17 protein-coding genes are annotated in these 20,669 nt (G+C 68.3%); 3 read left to right on the forward strand and 14 right to left on the reverse strand.

The window, feature by feature from the left end:
• Positions 1-5 precede the first annotated feature (5 nt).
• Together LRA98_RS02005 and LRA98_RS02010 are read right to left on the reverse strand one after the other, a co-directional pair.
• A complete protein-coding gene (locus LRA98_RS02005; RefSeq protein ID WP_201170552.1) occupies positions 6-962 on the reverse strand; it encodes an acetyl-CoA carboxylase carboxyltransferase subunit alpha in 957 nt (318 codons plus the stop codon).
• Between the two features lie 105 nt (positions 963-1,067).
• Complete coding sequence (locus tag LRA98_RS02010; protein WP_201170554.1) at positions 1,068-1,457, reverse strand: hypothetical protein; 390 nt, start codon at positions 1,455-1,457, stop codon at positions 1,068-1,070.
• Between the two features lie 112 nt (positions 1,458-1,569).
• Here LRA98_RS02010 and LRA98_RS02015 point away from each other — a divergent pair, with 112 nt between their 5' ends.
• Positions 1,570-2,424: a fumarylacetoacetate hydrolase family protein gene (locus LRA98_RS02015; protein ID WP_238633196.1), complete on the forward strand. Its 855-nt coding sequence runs from the start codon at positions 1,570-1,572 to the stop codon at positions 2,422-2,424.
• Between the two features lie 10 nt (positions 2,425-2,434).
• Positions 2,435-4,531: a putative bifunctional diguanylate cyclase/phosphodiesterase gene (locus tag LRA98_RS02020; protein WP_238640820.1), complete on the forward strand. Its 2,097-nt coding sequence runs from the start codon at positions 2,435-2,437 to the stop codon at positions 4,529-4,531.
• A 2-nt stretch (positions 4,532-4,533) separates the two neighbouring features.
• Here the strand turns inward: LRA98_RS02020 and frdD are convergent, their stop codons facing one another.
• Genes frdD through LRA98_RS02045 form a run of 5 tightly spaced genes read right to left on the reverse strand, consistent with a single transcriptional unit; the run spans position 4,534 to position 9,200 of the window.
• The gene (frdD, locus tag LRA98_RS02025) at positions 4,534-4,890 is read right to left on the reverse strand and encodes a fumarate reductase subunit FrdD (RefSeq protein WP_238633194.1); all 357 of its coding nucleotides are present in this window, start codon (positions 4,888-4,890) and stop codon (positions 4,534-4,536) included.
• On the reverse strand, positions 4,887-5,285 hold the full coding sequence (locus LRA98_RS02030) for a fumarate reductase subunit C (protein ID WP_201242624.1): 399 nt from the start codon (positions 5,283-5,285) through the stop codon (positions 4,887-4,889). Before LRA98_RS02030 ends, frdD begins: the two co-directional genes overlap by 4 nt.
• Positions 5,282-6,046: a succinate dehydrogenase/fumarate reductase iron-sulfur subunit gene (locus tag LRA98_RS02035; RefSeq protein WP_238633193.1), complete on the reverse strand. Its 765-nt coding sequence runs from the start codon at positions 6,044-6,046 to the stop codon at positions 5,282-5,284. Before LRA98_RS02035 ends, LRA98_RS02030 begins: the two co-directional genes overlap by 4 nt.
• Complete coding sequence (gene frdA / locus LRA98_RS02040) at positions 6,043-7,815, reverse strand: fumarate reductase (quinol) flavoprotein subunit (protein WP_207190326.1); 1,773 nt, start codon at positions 7,813-7,815, stop codon at positions 6,043-6,045. Before frdA ends, LRA98_RS02035 begins: the two co-directional genes overlap by 4 nt.
• Before the next feature lie 56 nt (positions 7,816-7,871).
• Complete coding sequence (locus tag LRA98_RS02045; RefSeq protein WP_201170571.1) at positions 7,872-9,200, reverse strand: transposase; 1,329 nt, start codon at positions 9,198-9,200, stop codon at positions 7,872-7,874.
• 142 nt (positions 9,201-9,342) lie between these two features.
• On the opposite strand from LRA98_RS02045, the gene LRA98_RS02050 reads away from it, so the two are divergent.
• Positions 9,343-10,068 (forward strand): HAD-IA family hydrolase, encoded by a 726-nt coding sequence (locus LRA98_RS02050; protein ID WP_201170572.1) that lies wholly within the window; start codon positions 9,343-9,345, stop codon positions 10,066-10,068.
• On the opposite strand, the gene dnaE is transcribed toward LRA98_RS02050, so the two are convergent.
• The 7 genes from dnaE to rseP form a co-directional block, all read right to left on the reverse strand.
• Positions 10,065-13,616 carry a DNA polymerase III subunit alpha gene (gene dnaE / locus LRA98_RS02055; RefSeq protein ID WP_238633192.1) on the reverse strand — a complete coding sequence of 1,184 codons (3,552 nt, stop codon included), beginning with the start codon at positions 13,614-13,616 and terminating at the stop codon, positions 10,065-10,067. The genes LRA98_RS02050 and dnaE overlap by 4 nt on opposite strands.
• 64 nt (positions 13,617-13,680) lie before the next feature.
• Positions 13,681-14,265: a ribonuclease HII gene (locus LRA98_RS02060; protein WP_201242630.1), complete on the reverse strand. Its 585-nt coding sequence runs from the start codon at positions 14,263-14,265 to the stop codon at positions 13,681-13,683.
• Complete coding sequence (lpxB, locus tag LRA98_RS02065) at positions 14,262-15,401, reverse strand: lipid-A-disaccharide synthase (protein WP_201242632.1); 1,140 nt, start codon at positions 15,399-15,401, stop codon at positions 14,262-14,264. The genes LRA98_RS02060 and lpxB overlap by 4 nt, the downstream gene beginning before the upstream one ends.
• A 32-nt stretch (positions 15,402-15,433) precedes the next feature.
• The gene (gene lpxA, locus LRA98_RS02070) at positions 15,434-16,210 is read right to left on the reverse strand and encodes an acyl-ACP--UDP-N-acetylglucosamine O-acyltransferase (protein WP_201170577.1); all 777 of its coding nucleotides are present in this window, start codon (positions 16,208-16,210) and stop codon (positions 15,434-15,436) included.
• Complete coding sequence (gene fabZ / locus LRA98_RS02075) at positions 16,207-16,668, reverse strand: 3-hydroxyacyl-ACP dehydratase FabZ (RefSeq protein WP_201170578.1); 462 nt, start codon at positions 16,666-16,668, stop codon at positions 16,207-16,209. Before fabZ ends, lpxA begins: the two co-directional genes overlap by 4 nt.
• Positions 16,669-16,883: 215 nt before the next feature.
• Entirely contained in the window at positions 16,884-19,226 is a 2,343-nt protein-coding gene (gene bamA / locus LRA98_RS02080; protein ID WP_238633191.1) for an outer membrane protein assembly factor BamA, read from the reverse strand.
• Positions 19,227-19,296: 70 nt separating this feature from the next.
• The gene (gene rseP / locus LRA98_RS02085; RefSeq protein WP_238633190.1) at positions 19,297-20,664 is read right to left on the reverse strand and encodes an RIP metalloprotease RseP; all 1,368 of its coding nucleotides are present in this window, start codon (positions 20,662-20,664) and stop codon (positions 19,297-19,299) included.
• Positions 20,665-20,669: the final 5 nt, after the last annotated feature.

A 20,669-nucleotide genomic window follows, 5' to 3' on the forward strand; every position in this document is an offset into this window, starting at 1 on the left:
GCAGGTTACCCCTGGGGCTGACCGATCCCCGCAAGCCGCCGGTGCCGGTCGGCCACGAGCTCATCCGGGCTCATCTGCGCGACCCGCCCCCACTCCTCGCGCAGCACCTCGCGCACGCTCTCGGTCATCGCGTCGTAGTCCCGGTGGGCGCCCCCGAGCGGCTCGGGGATCACGCGATCGACGACCCCCAGGTCGTGCAGCCGCTCGGCCGCCATCTGCATGGCCTCGGCCGCATCCGCGGCCCGCTCGGAACTCTTCCACAGGATCGAGGCGCACCCCTCTGGCGAAATCACCGAATACACCGAGTAGCGCAGCATCAGCAGTCGATTGCCAACGCTGATCGCCAGCGCGCCGCCCGACCCGCCTTCACCGATCACGGTGCAGATCACCGGAACGCGCAGCTGTGCCATCTCGGCCAGATTCCGCGCAATGGCCTCACTTTGTCCGCGCTCTTCGGCGCCGACGCCGGGGTAAGCGCCCGGCGTATCGATGAACGTAAAGATCGGCAGACCGAAGCGCTCCGCCATGCGCATCAGCCGAAGCGCCTTGCGATACCCCTCCGGTCGGGGCATGCCGAAATTGCGCCGCACCTTCTCCTTGGTATCCCGCCCCTTCTGCTGCCCGATGACCATCACCGGGCGGCCGTCGAAGCGCGCCAGGCCACCGGCGATGGCGGCATCGTCGGCATAGGCTCGGTCACCGTGAAGCTCTTGGAAATCGGTGAAGATCCGCTCAACGTAGTCGAAGAAGTAGGGGCGCTCGGGATGACGGGCCAGCTGCACGATCTGCCAGGCGCTCAGCGAGGAGAAGATCTTCTCCGTCAGCGAGCGGCTCTTGGCCTCGAGTCGCTGGATCTCCTCGTTAATGTTGACCTCGGAATCCTGGCCGACGTTGCGCAGCTCTTCGATCTTGGCTTCTAGCTCGGCGATCGGCTGCTCGAAATCCAGAAAGTTCTTGGTCATGAGCTCCCCGTTGACCTCTCCGATGGGCGGGCGGATACCACAGGCTAAATGCGTCGTGGGCGTACCTTACCAGAAGCGAAACTCCTGTGGGGACGCCGGCTTGGCCTAACCAAGGCGGCGCCGGTAGACACTGAGCAGCTGCCCCGGCCCGGGTCGCCCTCGGGTGGTGACGATCAGCGTCTCGCGCTCGGCCAGATGGGCACCACACTCGCGCACAAGGGTCTGGTAGACCGCGTGGACCACCCCCGACCCCTCCAGCGCCAGCAGATCGCTTCGCGGGATACGTACCTCGACCCGGCACCCGGCGACGCTGGTCAGCGCCAGCACATACTCCGTCCCCGCCTGCGCGTCCCCTTCCGCTTGGTAGCGCTGGGCGACGCCGTCGGCACCCGCGTCCAACGGGGCGAGCAGCGGATCGGCAAAGGCCGCCGCCATCCGCCGGACCGCTTCCAGCGTCGCCCGTTCCAGGGCATTGTCGCCACTTTCATCGTGCATGCCGCCCCCCGATCCGCATCATCCGACCGATCACCGTCGACGACCGGCCCCAAATGCGGGACAATGCGGGGCCGACAGGCTTGACCGCAACCCCCAACGCGGAAACGGCAGCATGCGCATCACCACCGTTGTTCACAAGGGCGTCACCCGGGTCGCCATCCACGAACAGGGCGACCGCTGGGCCGTCTCACCCGTCGCGGGTGATCTGGGCGGACACCTGTGCGCCGGCACCTTACCCGAGGCCGGCTACGACTGGCCGCGGGTCACGGCCGAGGCCCTGACGTTCCTGGCTCCGCTGCCGCAGCCACCCCGCAACATCATGTGCCTGGGCCTGAACTACGCCGACCACGCCCGAGAGTCGCAACAGGCCAAGGGTGACGAGCTGGCGCTGCCCGAGGCGCCGGTGGTCTTTACCAAGGCAACGACCACCGTCGCCGGCCCATACGCGGACTTCCTCCTCGACCCAGCCGTCACCCGGGAGTTGGACTGGGAGGTGGAGCTCGGCGTGGTGATCGGCCGGGGTGGCCGGCACATCCCGGAGAGCGAGGCACTACAGCATGTCTTCGGCTATACGGTGATCAACGACCTGTCGGCACGTGACCTGCAATTCCGGCACAAGCAGTTCTTCCTCGGCAAGTCGGTGGACGGCAGCTGCCCGATGGGGCCCTGGATCACCACCGCCGACGCGGTACCCGATCCCCACGGCCTTGCCCTCTCCTGTCAGGTCAACGGCACCACCCAGCAACAGTCGCATACCGGCGAGATGGTCTTCTCCATCCCCGCGGTCATCGCCACGCTCTCGCGGGTCATGACCCTGGTTCCCGGGGATATCATCGCCACCGGCACGCCGGCCGGCGTCGGTTTTGCCCGCACCCCGCCCCGCTTCCTGCAGGCCGGGGACATCGTCACCTGTGATGTCGAGGGGCTCGGCACCCTGCGCAACCGCATCGTGGCACCGGACCCGTGAGCTAACCCCTGTGAAAGACGACGTGGTTCCCCCAACCACTCCGGCCCCGGCGCTCTCGAGCAGCCTGACGCAGACCCTCTTCCTGCACAGCGAAGACGGGATGCTGATCCTGCGCGATGGGCACTTCATCGCCTGCAACCCGGCGGCTGCCCGCATGCTGGGCTGGGAGGATCCGCAGCAGCTGATCGGCCTGCGCCCGGAGGCCATCTCCTCGCAACTCCAGCCGGACGGATCCTCGGCGGCGGAGCGGGCACAAAACCTGCTCGAGACCGCACTCATCGAGGGCGCGCAACGTTTTGAGTGGGTGCACGTCACCCCGCAGGGCGAACACCTTTGGCTGGAGGTGGTGCTCACCCCGCTGCACCTGGAGGACGAGACCCTCTGCTGCGCCACGCTGCGCGACATCTCTGGGCGCAAGGAGATGGAACGACGCCTGCAGCTGTCGGCCAAGGTCTTCACCGCCACGCGGGACGGGATCCTGATCACCGACGCCGAGAGCCGCATCCTCCAGGTCAACGACGCCTTCGCGCGAATGACCGGCTACACCGAGGACGAGCTCATCGGGCTGACGCCGCGGATCCTGCAGTCGGGCCACCACAACGACGACTTCTACCGGGCCATGTGGGAGTCGATCCAACGGGAGGGTAGCTGGTCCGGCGAACTCTGGGACCGCTCCAAGTACGGCACCCTGCAGCCGAAGTGGGTGACCATCAGCCGTGTCACCGGGGCCTACGGCGAAGTCGTCAACTACATTGCCGTCTTTAGCGACCTAACCGAGCTCAAACGTTCCCAGGAGCGGCTGCAGTTCCAGGCCTACCACGATGCGCTCACCGGCCTCGCCAATCGCCTGCTGTTCAAGGACCGCATGGCCCGCGCCCTGGAGCGCTCGCGACAGTCCGGTGAACAGCTAGCCGTGCTGTTCATCGACCTCGACCACTTCAAGGACGTCAACGACAGCCTCGGTCATACCGCCGGCGATCGCGTCCTCCGCCAGGTGGCTCACCGCCTCCAGGCGCGCCTCGGCGCCGATGACACCCTGGCGCGACTGGGTGGCGACGAGTTCAGCATCTGCCTGGCCGAGATCCGCGACCACCGGGACGCCCTCGCCTGCGCTGAGACCGTCCACCAGGAACTGGAGCGACCGTTCCAGTACAGCCGCCGCTGGTTCCAGTGCCGGTGTAGCATCGGCATCAGCATGTATCCGGACAACGGCGAGACCGTCGAGGCGCTGGTCCGCAACGCCGACTCGGCGCTGCACAAGGCGAAGGCCGATGGACGCAACACCACGTGCTTCTACGCCGAGGAGCTGACTGAACATGCCCAGCGCCGGCTGGATCTCGCCCAGGAGATGCGTCAGGGCCTGCAGCGCGGTGAACTGGTCCCCTATTTCCAGCACCAGGTCGAGCTGCGGACCGGTCAGATCGTGGGCATCGAAGCCCTGGTCCGCTGGCACCACCCGGACCGGGGGCTACTGGCCCCGGGCGCCTTCATCTCGGTCGCCGAGGAGGTCGGAACCATGGCGGCGCTGGGGGAGGACATCCTCCACCAGGCCTGTCAGCAGGGGCGCACCTGGCTGGACCAGGGACGCGAGTTCGGGCGCATCGCCGTCAACCTGTCCGGGGCCCAGTTCCACAACGGCAACATCGAAAAGACGGTCCTGCGTACGCTGGAGCAGACCGGCCTGCCGGCACGGCACCTGGAGCTGGAGATCACCGAGTCGACCATCATGGATCTCACCCCCCGCACCCTGGAGCGGCTGGCCGCCCTGCGCCGGGCCGGAGTGTCGCTGAGCATCGACGACTTCGGCACCGGCTACTCGTCCCTGCTCTACCTCAAGCGCCTGCCCATCAACCGGGTCAAGATCGACCGCGGCTTCATCTGGGACATGGAGACCACGCCGGAATCCCGCTCCATCGTGGAGACGATCCTGCAGCTCGCCCATGTCCTCGGGCTTGAGGTGGTGGCCGAGGGGGTCGAGACCCTGCAGCAGCGCGACCAGCTCATCGATGCCGGGTGCCGCGTCGGCCAGGGATTCCTCTGGGCACGGCCGGAGCCCCACCCGCAGCTACGCTGCTGTCGCCCCCAGGCGCCCAACGACCCGCCCTGAGTTCACCACCACAGGGCGACAACCGCGCCCACACCGAGCAGCCCCGCGACACCGGCGCCGCCGTAGCAGACCCACCAGGTACCGCGCCCTGCCGGAATCCCGAGATCGCGCAGGGTATGGTAGATGCGGTGAGCGGCGTGGCAGAGCACCAGCCCCAGCGCGAGGGCCACTGGCACCCCCACCACCGGCCGGGCGAACAGCTCGCGGGACGCGTGGTAATCCAGTACCTCGATGCCATGCTCTGCAGCCACGGGCATCACGACGCCGGTCAGCAGGATCAGCGCCGGGGCGAGCAGCGCGGCGAGCAGGCCCCCGGCACCGAAGAGCAGCCACAGCGGCGGTTCGTGCGAACGCCTCATCGGACGCCTCCCAGGAGATAGAGCCACACCCCGCCCGAGAGGGCCACCGAGACCACCCAGGCACCCCGCACGACCGCCCGGTCGGTGGGCCGACGGCCCCGCCAGCGCAGGACCGGCAGCGTCAGGGGCAGCAACCGGAACCAGGTGACAGCGTGGTAGGCGGCGGCCAACAGAGCGGCCAGGTGGAGGCCGAACAACCAGGCGCTGCCGTGCAGGTCCCGCCACCCTTGATAGGCGGCTTCCCCAGCAGCAAGGGCCAACAGTCCGGCAAGCAGCCAGAGCGCATAAAGGCCCAGCAGGACGCTGCTGCCTTCGCGCAACAGGTATCGGCGGTAGGCCGGATGCCGCTCCCACCAACCGCGCATGGTCGGACGGTAGACGCGCGCTCGGCTCATTCCGATCCCTCCTGTCGACGACGACCGGGCCGCAGCCAGTCGAGCAAGTACCGCGCGCTGCTGCCGGGCTTGTTCTGATTGATGGCCCGCGCGGGATCGACCCCCTTGGGGCAGACCTCGGAGCAGTGGCCGACCAGCGTGCAGCTCCAGACCCCCTGTTCGGCATCAACCACCGCGTGCCGCAACTCGCTACCTGCGTCACGGCTGTCCAGGTTGTAGCGCTGGAGTAGCGCCAGGGCCCCGGGGCCGACAAAGTCCGGATGCCAACCGTACTGCGGGCAGGCGGCATAGCAGAGCAGGCAGTTGATGCACTGGGCGTACGCGTAGTAATCCGTCATCTGCTCCGGCGTCTGCCGATAGGTCCCCTCGGCCGCCGTCCGTTCCCCGGCCGGGATCAGGTAGGCGTGCACCGTCTCGAGCTTCTCGAGGAAGTCGCTCTGATCGATGACCAGATCCCGCTGCACGGGGAAGTGGTCCAGTGCCGACACCCACACCGGCCCCGGCGCGTAGTCGCGGAGGAAGACATGGCAGGCCAGCTCGGGTTCGCCGTCGATCATGCAGCCACAGCTACCGCAGATCGCCATGCGACAGGACCAGCGGAAGGTCAGGCTGCCATCGAGGTGATCCTTGATGTACTGCAGCCCCTCGAGCACGGACATATCCGGCGTGTACGGCACGGCATAGCGCTGCCAGCGCGGTTCGGCGTCCTGTTCCGGGTGGAAACGCTGCACCGCCAGAGTGATCCGCTGCGATTCGCTCATGCCTGCGCCTCCCCTTCAGCGCCGTAGGCCCGCCGCCGCGGCGCAGAGCGGGTAACGGTCACCGGCGCATGGTCGATCACGGGGCCCGTCCCGTCACCGGGGTAGGCCAGGGTATGAACCAGATAGCGCTCGTCATCACGCTCGCTATAGGCGTCATCGCGCACGTGGGCGCCGCGGGACTCCTTGCGTGCCCGCGCCGACCAGGCCATCGCCTCAGCCACCTGCAGGCTGGCCCCGAACTCCATCGCAGTCAGCCACTCGGTGTTATATGTCCGGCTGCGGTCGTCGAGGCGGATGCCGCGTCGCAGGCGCTCGCGCAGCGCCGCCAGCGTCGTGCACGCCTGCTCCAGGCCGGCCTCGTTGCGAAAGATCCCCACCCCCTGTTCCATGGCCCGATTGAGATCCGCACGCAGCGTAGCGAGCCGCTCGCCCCTGTCGTTGCGCAGCAGTTCAAGCCGCGGCGCCAGGGCCTCGGTAGCGAGCTGCTCCACCACGCGCTGCGGCCGCCGCGGTGCCTCGCGGGCGTACTCGGCGGCCGCCTCTCCTGCCGCCCGGCCGAAGACAAGGAGTTCCGCGAGCGAGTTGGAACCGAGCCGGTTGGCTCCGTGAATCCCGGTGCTGGCGCACTCCCCGGCAGCAAACAGCCCCGACAGGGGGGCGGCCCCCCGGACGTCGGTGGGAATCCCCCCCATGGTGTAGTGGACCGCCGGACGGACGGGGATCGGCTCCCGAACCGGATCCACTCCGGCGTAGCGGCGAGCCACCTCGGTGATCATGGGCAGCCGCTCTAGGATGCGGTCCTCGCCCAGGTGGCGTAGATCCAGCTGGACCGCCGTGCCCTGCGGCGTGGGCACGGTCCGGCCCGCCTGGTCCTCGTACCAGAAAGCCTGGGAGAGCCGATCCCGCGGCCCCAGCTCCATGGCTTTCGGACGCGGCCACGGTTCGGTGGGCCCGAGACCGTAGTCCTGCAGATAGCGACGATCATCCCGGTTGGTCAGGACGCCGCCCTCGCCCCGGCACCCTTCCGTGATCAGGATGCCACTGCCGGGCAGCGTGGTGGGGTGCCACTGAACGAACTCCATGTCGCGCAGGGGCACCCCCTGGGCGTGCGCCATGGCCATGCCCTCGCCGGTCACGATGCCGGCGTTGGTGTTCTGCCCGTAGACCCGCCCGGCCCCGCCGGTGGCCAGCACCACCGCCGGTGCGCCGAAGCGCACCGGCTTGCCGCTGGCGATCTCCAAGGCCAGTACGCCACAGACCACCCCGTCGTCGACCAGCAGATCTGAGCAGAAGTATTCGTCGTAGCGCTGAATCCCCGGATAGCGCAGGGAGGTCTGGAACAGCGTATGCAACATGTGGAAGCCGGTCTTGTCGGCGGCGTACCAGCTGCGCTGGGTCGTCATGCCCCCGAAAAACCGGACATGTACCTGGCCGTCCGCCTGTCGGCTCCACGGGCAACCCCACTGTTCGAGACGGACCATCTCGCCAGTGCACTCGGCGACAAAGCGTTCAACCACGTCCTGGTCGCACAGCCAATCCCCCCCGGAGACGGTGTCGTTGAAGTGCCCGTCCAGGCTGTCATCCGCCCGGGCCACACCGGCAGCGCCCCCCTCCGCAGCGACGGTGTGGCTGCGCATGGGCACCACCTTGGAGATCAGCGCGATCCGCAACCCAGGGTCGCGCTCGGCCGCCGCGATGGCGGCCCGCAACCCGGCCCCGCCGCCACCAACAACAACCAAGTCGCACTCAATGTCTTCGATCGCCTGCAATGCGCCTCCCGGGATCCAGGGCCACGACGGAGGTCCAACCGTCGCGGACGCGGGTGTCACTCCAGATCCAGTGCCGCCATCTGTACCTTGCCGAGCATGGTATCCGCCTGCCGTCGTTCAGCATCGGCCTCCTCAGTGCCCAGCTCCTCGGCCAGTTCCGTGAAGAGTTCGGCGAGCTGCTCAAAGTGAGGCAGGGCCGCCTCGGCGCCCTCGGCGGCGAGCACCGCCATGGCCAGGCGCTCCTGAGCGATCCCGAGAGCCCGGCGCGCCTGCGGTGTGTCCTGCTGCTCGACCAGCGCCCCGCGCACCTCGAGGGCGTGGCGGTAGGTCTCCACCGTCTCGGCCAACCCCTCCACGGCCTCCTGGACCGCACCGCAGCGCTCCAGCGCCAGCGCCCAATCCTGGTAGGCATCCGCGCTCTGCCGCTCGCGGACGATGTCCTCGCGCAGTTCGATCACCTGCCGGTAGTAGGGTAGTGCCACCTCGGCCCCCTCCTCGACCAGCACCCCCTGGCCGTAGCGACCCAGCGCAACGCTCCAGTCCCGAAGCGACTGCGCCGTGGCGTGTTCGGTGGCCAGGGCCTCGGCGAGTTCACACCAAGCCTCGTAGCAGGGCAGTGCGGCACTCGCCCCCTCGGCCTCGAAGAGCGCATCGCCCAGGCGCTCCAGGGTGATCCCCCAGTCGCGGCGCGCGGCATCTCCCCCTTCACCGGCGCTGATCGCTGCATCCAGATAGTCGAGTGCCTCCTGGTAGATCGGGATAGCCGCCTCGGGACCCTCGTCGTCGTAGACGGCATCGCCCTGATCGGCGCGTTCCAGGCCGACAGCAAGCAACTCGGCTGGATCGCCCTCCGTCTCGAGGCCGGCGTGCGGCTGCACATCTAGCTCGACCCCCTCCTCCTCGGGCACCCCGCCCTCGGGAGCCGGGTCGACGATCACCTCGCCGTCCGCCGATGGGGCCACCTCGGCCGGCTCTTCCGCCGGCTCGGGTTCGGCCCGCTCGGGCGCCCCCTCCCCAGCCTCCGCAGCCGTGTCCGCGGGGCGCTCCAAGACGCGCTTGCCGGCCAGCCGGTGCGCTTGGCTACTCGCCGGCCTGCTCCGGGGACCGGCCTTCGCCGTCTTCGAGCGCTTCCCGGACCCCGCCGCGGACGCAGCAGCGCCAGGGCTCTTGCCCTGCTGCCTGCCTCCCGGGCCAGCGCTGCGCCGATCTGCAGCCCCGGTGCGCCGCTCGCTGGTCTCCTGCCGGTCCTCCTGGTACCAGCGGCGGATCGTCTTGGCCGCCGGCTCGTAGGTCCGTGCCAACTCTTGCGGGGTGTGCCCCGCCTCGACCAGTTCGACCAGCTTGCGCCGGAACTCCGGCGAATATTTCGGGCGACCCTCAGCCATGCAGTGCTTTCCTCCGGATCATGCGGATACGGCGAGTCCGTCGACGCGGTTACTCCAGCCCGTTTTCCCGGACGGGTCAAGAACCCTAAGATGATAACGCCGGCACCGCCACGGACCCGACACCCCTGGAGAACGGAAACCCATGCAAGCGCTGCTCTTTGACGTCGATGGCACCCTGGCCGACACCGAAGGCGCGGGCCACCTGCCCGCCTTCAACGCCGCCTTCGAGGCATTCGGCCTTCCCCACCGCTGGGATGAAACCACCTATCGACGCCTCCTGAACGCGGTCCCGGGCGGCCGGGAACGACTGCACGACACCCTGACCCGGGAACCGCCCCCGCCCGGGCACGGCGATATCAATACGCTCGCGCGGCGACTGCACGAGGCCAAGAACCGCCTCTACGCCGAGCGCCTCAGCACCGGCTCCATCCCGCCCCGGCCGGGGATCGAGCGAATCCTTGCCGAAGCGCGAGAGCGGCAGGTGCGCCTGGCCGTGGTCACGACCAGCGCCCGCGCCAACGTCGAGGCCCTGTTCAACGGCGTGCTACCCGCCGAGTTGCAACCGGCCTTCGAGGTCTGCATCTGTGGCGACGACGTCAACGCCAAGAAACCCGACCCCGAGGCCTACCTGCAGGCCCTGCGATCACTGCGGCTCGCGGCCGAGGACTGCCTCGCCGTGGAGGATTCGGTTAACGGGCTGCGCGCCGCCCGCGCGGCCGGGATCCCGACGCTGATCACCCGCAACCGCTGGACCCGGGACGACGCATTCCCGGGTGCCGCAGCGGTCATTGATGACCTGGACCACGGACCCGACGGCACCGCCGTGGGGATCGATGACCTGATCGCCATTCACCGCGAGAGCCGCTAGCGGGGGTACTCGACCCCCACACGGTCATCGACCACCGACTCAAGCCGCTTGATCAGGTCATCGCTGGGCGTCACCGTCCAGTTGCGGCCTAGGACGACGCGCCCCCGGCCCCTTGGGTGGCGGTAATCGACATGGACCGGACTCTCCCCGGCGTAGCTGCTGAGGACCTGGCGCAGCTCGGGCACCAGACCGTTAGCGGCACGAGCCGCGGTTACCGGAATCACCAACCGACCGGCTGCCCGCTCGCGGGCCCGGGCGATGTCCAGCACCTCTTCGCCGGTGATCCGGTACCCGCCACTGAAGTCGTCGTAGTCGAGACTGCCGCGCACCACCAGCAGCGCATCCTTCTCCACGGCATGCCGGTATTTGCCGAACGCCTCGGGGAATAGCACCACTTCAATCCGGCCCGTGCGGTCATCCAGGGTCAGGGTGGCCAGGCGGCCGCCAGTGGAGGTGCTGCGCACCCGCAGCGCGACCACCAGCCCAGCCGCGGTAACCGTCCGGCCTCGGCCCCCATTGCCGTCTCCGCCATTGCCGCCGGCGCCACTGGACAGCCGCTGCAGGCGATCCGTAGCCAGATACGGAAGCTCATGCTCGTAACGGTCGATCGGGTGCCCCGTCAGGAATAGACCCAGTGTGGCCTTCTCCGCGGCCAGGCGTTCTTCCTCCGGCCATTCGGGCTGCTCGGCAACCTCTTCGCCCTCGCCACGGGGGGCGATCACCGCCTCTGCAGGGCCACCGAACAGATCGGTCTGCCCGGCGGCCTGGTCGCGCGTCGCCTGCTCGGCAGCCGCCAGCGCCGCCGGGATCTGTGCCATCCCCGTGGCACGGTTGGGGATCAGGCGATCCAGGCTCCCCGAACGACACAGGGCCTCCAGCACGCGACGATTGGCGCGGCCGGTGTCGACCCGGCGGCACAGGTCGAAGATATCCCGGAACGCCCCGTTGGTATCGCGCTCGCTCAGCACCGCATCGAGCGCCGACTCCCCCACCCCCTTGATGGCACCCAGACCGTAGACGATGGTCCGCTCGTCCACCGCCCGGAAGGGCTTGTCACTGCGGTTGACGTCCGGCGGCAGCACCTCCAGCCCCATGGCCCGGGCCTCATCCAGGAAGATCACCACCTTGTCGGTGTTGTCCATGTCCGAGGAGAGCACCGAGGCCATGAACGGCGCCGGGTAGTGACACTTGAGCCAGGCCGTCTGGTAGGAGAGCAGCGCGTAGGCCGCCGAGTGCGACTTGTTGAAGCCGTAGCCGGCGAACTTCTCCATAAGGTCGAAGATGCCGGTGGCATGGTCCTCGGACAGACCCCGGGCCTTGGCCCCTTCCAGGAACTTGGCCCGCTGCTTGGCCATCTCCTCGGGCTTCTTCTTGCCCATGGCGCGGCGCAGCAGATCCGCCTCGCCAAGGCTGTAGCCAGCCAGGACCTGCGCGATGCGCTGCACCTGCTCCTGGTAGAGGATCACCCCGTAAGTAGGCTGGAGGACCGGCACCAGGTCCGGATGGTGCAGCTCGCGGGTTGGGTAACCGGCGACCGCCGAACGGCCATGCTTGCGCTCGACGAAGTCGTCGACCATGCCCGACTGAAGCGGCCCGGGCCGAAACAGCGCCACCAGTGCCACGATATCCTCGAAGCTATCGGGCTGAAGGCGCTTGATCAGCTCCTTCATCCCGCGGGATTCCAGCTGGAAGACCGCGGTGGTGGCACAGCGCTTGAGCAGCTCGAAGGTGGCGCCGTCATCCAGAGCGATGGCATCGATATCCAGCGCCGGGTCTCCCCGCTGCTCGAGGATGCGGTTCACCGCCTGGACGGTCCAGTCGATGATGGTCAGCGTGCGCAGACCCAGGAAGTCGAACTTGACCAGACCCACCGCCTCGACGTCGTCCTTGTCGAAGTGGGTGGCCACCTTCCAAGCCTCGGCGTCGTCGCGCTCCTCCGGGTCGCGGTAGAGCGGCGAGAAATCGGTCAGGTCCGTGGGCGCGATGACGACGCCTCCGGCGTGCTTGCCGACGTTGCGCGCCATCCCCTCCAGGCTGCGCGCGGTGTCGATCAACTCGCGGATGTTTTCGTCGTTGTCGTACTCGGCGCGCAGGTCCTCTTCCTGCTCCAGGGCCCTGTCCAGGGTCATGCCGATCTCGAAAGGGATCAGCTTGGCGATCCGGTCCATGTAGCCGAAGGCGTGACCGTAGACCCGGCCCACGTCGCGCACCACGGCCCGGGCCGCCATGGTGCCGTGGGTGGCGATCTGCGAGACCTTCTCGGCGCCGTAGCGGTCCGAGACGTACTCGATGACCTCGTCGCGGCGTTCCATACAGAAGTCCACGTCGAAGTCGGGCATGGAGACCCGCTCCGGGTTGAGGAAGCGCTCGAAGAGCAGGTCATAGCGCAGGGGGTCGAGGTTGGTGATGCCCAGGGCATAGGCGACCAGCGATCCCGCACCGGAGCCGCGCCCGGGGCCGACCGGGATGTCGTTCTCCCGCGCCCAGCGGATGAAGTCGGCGACGATGAGGAAGTAGCCGGGGAACCCCATCTGCTCGATGACGGCCAGCTCGTGCTCGAGGCGCTGCCGGTAGGTCGCCTCGACCTCGCCGGTATCCTCGTCCTCAGTCAGGCCGCGTTGTTCGAGCCGCTGCGCCAGGCCGCGCTCGGACTCGGCGCGCAGGAACGAGGCCACCGTATGGCCCTCGGGCACCGGAAAGTCCGGGAGATAGTTGGTGTCGAGTTCCAGATCCACGCTGCACCGCTCGGCGATACGCAGGGTGGTCTCGAGCGCCTCGGGCAGATCGGAGAAGCGCTCGGCCATGTCCGCGGCGTCGGCAAAGTACTGCTGCTCCGTGTAGTGGCGTGGCCGGTTGGGGTCGTCCAGGGTACGCCCCTGATGGATGCAGACACGGACCTCATGGGCGTCGTAATCCGCCGGGCGCATGAAGCGCACGTCATTGGTGGCCACCACCGGCACGTCCTCGTCGGCGGCCAGCGCCACCGCGGCATGCAGGTGGCGCTCGTCGCCCGGCCGGCCCAGACGGTGGAGCTCCAGATAGAAGCCGTCCTCGCCGAAGGTCTGCCGGTGCTGCTCGAGGTAGCGCCGCGCGGTGGCCTCATCACCACGCAGCAGGGCCTGACCGATATCCCCCTGGGCCCCGCCGGAGAGGGCCAGCAGCCCGCCGGCATCCGCTTGCAACCACTCCCGCCGGATGACCGGGATATCGCCGCAGGCACCCTCGCGATAAGCGCGGCTGAGCAGCCGCGACAGCGCACGGTAGCCGCCGCGATCCCGGCAGAGCAACGTCATCCGGGCGTAGCCGAGTTCCAAGGTATCGTCCGCCAGCCACACGTCGGCTCCGATGATCGGCTTGACTCCGGCGGCTAGCGCGGCCCGGTAGAACTTGACCATGCCGAACAGGTTGGACTGATCGGTGATGGCCACCGCCGGCATGCCGGCGTCCCGCGCCGCGGACACCGCCTCCTGAATGCGGACGATGCCGTCGACCAGCGAGAACTCGCTGTGCAGACGCAGATGGACGAAGGACGGTGGGGCTTCACTCATGGTCGCGTCAGGATATCAGGGTCGCGGTGGTCAACGGGTCAGCCAAGCGCGTGCGGTGCGCGCCTCAGCCGCCGAGCATCCTGCGCACCGGGGCAAAGCTGCGCCGGTGCGCGGCGCACGGGCCGAGGCGCTCGAGGGCGTGGCGGTGCTCGGCGGTCCCGTAGCCCTTGTGCCGGGCAAAACCGTATCCCGGGTAGGTCTCCTCGAGCACCACCATCTCGGCATCACGTAGCGTCTTGGCCAGGATGGATGCCGCCGAGATGCTCGGCTCCAGGGCATCGCCACCGACCAAGGCCCGCGCTGGAGCGGGCAAATCCTCCGGCATCTCGCGCCCGTCCACCAGGATTTCGGCGATCCGCGCGGTGCTGGCCACCGACGCCACCGCACGGGACATGGCCAGGAAGGTGGCACGACGGATGTTCAGTGCATCGATCTCGGCGACCTCTGCCCGCCCGATTCCCCAGGCCACGGCCTCGCTGCGGATCAGCCCAGCGGCCTGCTCGCGGCGCCGCGCCGACAGCCGCTTGGAGTCGGTGACACCGGCGATGGGCTCGCGCAGGATGACCGCGGCGGCCACCACCGGCCCGGCCCACGGCCCACGGCCAGCCTCGTCGACACCCACCTGCCACGCGCCGCCGTCGCCGCTCACCGCAGGACCTCCAGAACGGCCTCTGCCGCCCGGGCATCGGCCCCGCGGGCCAGTGAGGCGTGGAGCTCCCGGAAGCGGCGGACCAGCTGTAGCCGGGCCGGGGCCTCATCGAGCCAGTATGCGGCCGCCTCGGCCAGGACCTGCGGCGTGACGTCGCCCTGGAAGTACTCCGGGACCAGGGGCTCGCCGGCAAGCAGATTCGGCTGCGATACCCAAGGGACATGGATCAACCGGCGGATGATCTGATAGCTCAGCGGCGACAGGCGGTACGCCACGACCATCGGACGCTTGGCCAGCATGACCTCCAGGGTTGCCGTGCCCGAGGCGGTCAGGGCCACATCCGCCGCAGTCGCCGCGGTCGCCGTGTCGCCGTCCAGCAGCCGCGTGCGCAGGCGGACCTGGTGCCGATCCACGGCCGCCTCGATCCGCTCGCGCAGCCGCGGTGCGGCCACCGGTATGACAAAGTCCGGCGCATCCGGCCGCTCCGCCAGAAGCGCTGCCGCCCCGAGGAAGGGCTCGAGCAGGCGGTCGATCTCGCTGCCACGGCTACCGGGCAGCAGGGCGACCACCGTGGCGTCCGTATCCAGCCCCAGCCTCCGGCGCGCCGCAACGGTATCCGGCTGCAGCGGGAATCGATCAGCAGCCGGATGACCGACGCAGACCGCGTCGACGCCACTGTCGGCGTAGAACTGCTCCTCGAAGGGATAGAGGGTCAGCATCCGGTCCACCGAGCGCCGGATGCCCCGCACGCGCCCACGACGCCAGGCCCAGATCGTGGGGCTGACGTAGTGGAGCGTGGGGATCCCGGCCGCACGCAGGCGCCGGGCCAGACCGAGGTTGAAATCGGGCAGATCGACGCCGATGAAGCAATCCGGCGGATCCTCCCGCCAGCGCCGGGCCAGATCAGCGCGCAGGCGAAGAAGCCCCGGCAGATGCCGCACGATCTCGGTCAGCCCCATCAGCGAGAGCCGCTCCATGGGTACCAGCGACTCAAGCCCCTGGGCTGCCATGGCCGGCCCACCAACCCCCTCGAAACGCACACCGGGGCATCGGCCCCGAAGCTCGCTCATCAGGCCGGCGCCGAGGACGTCACCGGAGAGTTCACCGGCGAGAATCGCCACCCTGGGACTGGCCATTGGCGGACCCCCCTGCGCCGGCCGACGGCAGTCTAGCGCAACAGACCGCGCTGGCTGCTGTCGATGAAATCGACCATGCCCTGCACGTCCGCGGAGTGGCCGAGCTGCTGGCACAGCGCCTCGCGCGCATCGTCGAGACGCAGCCCCTGTCGGTAGATCATGCGGTAGGCGCGCTTGATATCCCGGATGCGTTCCCGCGAGAACCCGTGCCGGCGCAGCCCCACCGAGTTGATCCCGTGCGGCACCGCCATCTGTCCGGAGACTGTGACGAACGGCGGTACATCCCGATTGATCCCGCTGCCGAAACCGCAAAAGGCGTAAGGACCGATGCGGCAGAACTGGTGTATTAGCGCGAAGCCGCCCAAGGTGGCGTGATCACCGACATCCACATGCCCGGCCAGCGACGCGGAGTTGGCGAACAGCAGATGGTCGCCCAGCCGGCAGTCGTGGGCAATATGGCAGTACGCCATCAGCCAGTTGTGATCGCCGATGCGAGTCTCGCCCCGCCCCTGCGCGGTGCCGCGGTGGCAGGTGACGAACTCGCGGATGGTATTGCCGTCGCCGATCACCAGTTCCGTGGGCTCGCCCTGATAGCCCTTGTGCTGCGGGGCCTCCCCCAGGGCGGCAAACTGGTAGATGCGGTTATCCCGGCCGATGCGGGTCGGCCCCTGGATGACCGCGTGCGGGCCAATCCAGGTCCCCTCGTCGATCTCCACATCCGGCCCGATCACGCTGAAAGGCCCCACCTCGACGTCCTCGCCGAGGCGGGCCTTGGGGTCGACCAGGGCGTTCGGATGGACTCGACTCAAACCGTACGCACCGTGCAGCGGATCTCACACTCGGCCGCCAACTCGCCATCGACACTTCCGCGTGCCTGGAAGATCCAAATCCCCCGAGCCACACGACGCACCGAGACATCGTGTCGAAGCTGATCACCGGGCTGAACCGGCCGCTTGAAGCGCGCCTTGTCGATCCCCACCAAGTAGAGGACGTCGTTGTCCGTGAGGGTGTCCTGAACACTCTTGAACGCGAGCATGCCACAAGCCTGGGCCAGCGACTCGAGGATGAGCACCCCCGGCATTACGGGCTTTTGCGGGAAATGGCCGACGAAGAACGGCTCATTGATGGTGACATTCTTGATGCTGGCCAGATGCTCGTGGGGCTGGAACTCTAGCACCCGGTCGATGAGCAGCATCGGATACCGGTGCGGCAGCAGGTTCATGATGCCTTCGATATCCGTTGCCCCCTGCGCGTCACTCTCGCTCACGCTCACTCCTCCGTCGTCTGATCCGGTTACTCCCGGCGCCGTGCGCCTCGTGCCATCCGCAGGCCGCGGACGACCCCATAAGCGGCAGAGCCTATCACACCGGGCGCTCGGATGAACTCGGCCACCCCCCCGGGAGATCACGGATCGACCGGGCGTCCGGGACGGTCCGGGGGCTGCCGCCTTCTGCATCCGGCCCTGCCCGCTTCGCGACAGCCCTAGAATTCCGTCCCGAGCGAGAACTGGAAGGTCTCGGTCTCGTCGTCCCGCGACTCATTTAACGGTTCGGCAAGACTGAATGTCAACGGACCCACCGGCGACATCCAGATCAGGGAGATACCCGCCGCAGCCCGGAGTTCGCCGAGATCCACGCGGTCCAGTCCCTCCGGGATCACGTCCTCAAAGCCGTACTCGTCTTGGCGGGTATTGAAGACCTGCCCGGCGTCGACGAAAGCGGCCATGCGCACCGACTGCGACTCCGGCGTGGGTGGGAAGATCACCTGCGCCTTGGTCAGCGCCCGCGCGTTGCCGCCGATCGGATCACCCCCCTCCTCGCGCGGCCCGAGGTAGTTGCCGCGGTAACCGCGGACGGTCCGCACACCGCCGGCGTAGTAGTTCTCGAAGAACGGCAGGCGGTCGGTATCGCCGTAGCCGTCGCCGTAGGAGACCTGCCCCTCCACTGAGAACGTCGTGCGGTCACCGAGCCAGCGCAGCGGCCAGTAGCGCCGGTTCTCGTAGGTGAGCTTGTAGAACTCCAGGTCATCACCGGGGACGGTCCCCTCCAGCGACAGCCGCTGACGCCCGCCAGCGGTGGGGAAGACGCCGCGATCCCGGGTGTCCCGGTTCCACGACAGCCGCGGCTTGATCATAGTGAAGCGATCGTCGCTCTGATCCGCCAGGTAGTCCGTGATCCACTCAGGGGTATTGGAGCGCTCGTCGATGCCGATGCGTTCCAGCCGCAGCCGCGCCGCCAGCCGGTCCACCTCGGTGACCGGCACGCTGTACTCCACCGAGGCGTGCCCTGAGGTCAGGTCGTAGTCGGCCAGGTCGGCGCGACGCGCGCGGGTCTCGCGGTAGCCGGCCGACAACGTTTGGGAGACACCCTCCTGGGTGTGGTAGCGGTCGGTGTACGAGACGTTGTAGATCGTCGAAACGCTGGAGTTGTTCACCGTCATGCTCAGCCGGTCGCCGGTGCCGAGCAGGTTGTCCTGAGAGACGGAGAAGTTGACCAGCAGTCCCTGGACATCGCCGTACCCGACGCCGGCCTGCAGCTGCCCGGTCATGCGCTCCTGGACACTGACATCCACGTCCACCCGATCGTCCTCGCCCGGCACCCGGGGGGTCTCGACGTTGACGAAGTCGAAGAAACCGAGGCGGTTGAGCCGGGTCTGGGAGCGCTCCAGGGCCTCGCTGGACAGTGGCGCCCCCTCAAGCTGGCGAAGTTCGCGCCGGATGACCTCGTCCTGGGTGCGCTGATTGCCGGTGATATTGATCCGCCGCACGTAAACCCGCGCCCCGGGGTCCACCACATAGGTCAGATCGACGACCTGTTCGTCCTCGTCGACCCGCGGGCGCACGTTGACGTTGCTGAAGGCGTACCCCTCCTCCGCCAGTCGCGAACGAATGGCCGAGGAGCCGGCGTTGACGCGGCTGCGCGAATAGAGTTCGCCGGGCTCGGCCGTGATCAGCTCCCGCAGCTCCTCCGGCGGAACCACCAGATGCCCCTGGACGTCGATACTGCCGATCTCGTACTGCTCACCCTCGGCGACATTGACGGCGATATGGACATCGCGCCGGTCGGGGCTGATGGAGACTTGGGTCGAGGTCACGGCGAAGTTCAGGAAGCCACGATCCAGGTAGTACCCGCGCAGGCTCTCCAGGTCGTTGGCGAGCAGATCACGGGCGTAGCGGTGCCGCTGCGACCACGGCGCCCACCAGCGCCGAGCCTGCTGCTCGAACACGCCGCGCAGCTCGCGGTCGGAATAGGCCTCGTTGCCGGTAAAGTGGATCTCGCGGATCTCGGCCACCGGCCCTTCCTCGATGTCGATCCGGATGGCCACCCGGTTGCGCTCCAGCGGCGAGACGGTGCTCTCCACGGAGACATCGTACTTGCCCTGGGCAAAGTACTGCTGGCGCAGTTCCCGCTCGATCTCCGCCAGCTGCGCACGGTTGAAGACCTGCCCTTCGGCCATCCCCGCGCTGCGCAACGCCTCGCGCAGGTCCTCGGTACGGATCTGCTCGTTGCCCTCGAACTGGAGCCGTGCGATGGACGGCCGCTCCTGCACCCGCACGATCAGGTCATCGCCGTCCCGAGCCAACTCCACGTCGCGGAAGAAGCCGGAGCGGTAGAGTTCACGGATCGCCTCCGCGACCTCGCCGCTGCCCACGCGATCACCGGGCTCGACGGGCAGATAGCTGAAGACCGTGCCTTCGTCAATGCGCTCCAGTCCTTCCACGCGGATCTGCTCGGCGACAAAGGAGTCCGCCCTGGCCGTCGCGACCGTGGCCGCGCCCAGCAGCAGCAGCGCGACAACCGCATTGCGCCCCCAGCGTCGAATCAAAGCGCCCCCTTGTCTACCGTGTGCCGCATCGGGCCGGCTCCTTGTCCGCCTCGTATCGTCGCCGCCGGGCTCAACCACCGAGCAGACGCTCAAAATCGTTGTAGAAGGCCAGTGCCATCAATCCGAGCAGGATGACGATACCCACCTGCTGCCCGATCAACTGCGTCCGTTCCGAGACCGGCTTGCCGCGGATGGCCTCGGTCAGGAAGTAGAGCAGATGGCCACCGTCGAGGATCGGGATGGGCAGCAGGTTGATGATGCCCAGGCTGATGCTGATGACCGCCAGGAAGGTGAGGAACGGCACCACCCCCATGGAGGCGGTATCCCCGGCGAACTGGCCGATGGTCACCGGGCCACCGATATTCTTCAGCGACGCCTCGCCCATGACCATACGCACGAGCATCTTGACGGTCACCACGGTGGTGTCCCAGGTGCGCTCCACGCCGTAGGCGACCCCGGCCACTGGCCCGTGGCGAACCTCCCGTTCCATGCGCTCCTGATACCCCTCGGGGATGGCCGGCCCGACACCGAGCATGCCGACCTCGGCTTCGCCGCGCTCCTGCGCGCCCAGAGTGAGCGTAACCTCGCGGACTTGGCCTTCCCGCTCGTAGGTCAGGGTCACTGGCTCGTTGGCGCGTGGCTCGACCCGTTCAACCAGCTCAAGCCAGGAACCGACCGCCTCGCCGTCGATGGCGCGGATCCGATCCCCCTCGCGCAGATCCGCCTGCGCTGCCGCCCCACCCTCGGCGAGACGGCCGATGGTCGCCGGCAGATCCGGCGTGTAGGCGCGCAAGCCAATGGTGCCGAGGATATCGGTGGTGTCCTTGAGCCGGGGCTCGGCGCGCAGATCCAGGGAGCGTTCCAACTCGTTGCCGGCCTCATCGCGTACCGTGACCGGGACATCCTCGCGGTTGAACCCGGCATTCATCAGCCCCATGGCCACCCGCTGCCAGGTGGGGGTATCGCGGCTGTCGATGGCCACGATCTCCTCCCCCCGCTCGAAACCGGCCATCTCGGCCGGTGAATCGGTGATGGGCTCGTCGACGATGGGCCGCATTTCGACCATGCCGAGCACCGCCACCAGCCAGTAGGCCACCACCGCGAACAGGAAGTTGGCCGCGGGCCCCGCGGCGACGATGGCCGTGCGCTGTCCCAGGGGGCGATTGTTGAAGGCGCGGTGGCGCTCGGCGGGATCGACCTCGCCCTCGCGCTCATCGAGCATCTGTACGTAACCGCCGAGAGGGATGGCCGACAGGCAGTACTCGATGCGGTCCGGGCCGCGCCCGCGCCAGCTCAGCAGCGGGCGCCCGAAGCCGACCGAGAAGCGGCGCACGCGGACGTTGCACCAGCGCGCGACGAGGTAGTGACCGGCCTCGTGGACCGTCACCAGGATCGCGATGGCGACCAGGAAGGCGATGATGCTCCAGACGATGGTCATAGTCG

The organism is Halorhodospira sp. M38 (assembly GCF_022227985.1).
GTDB lineage: Bacteria > Pseudomonadota > Gammaproteobacteria > Nitrococcales > Halorhodospiraceae > Halorhodospira > Halorhodospira halophila_A.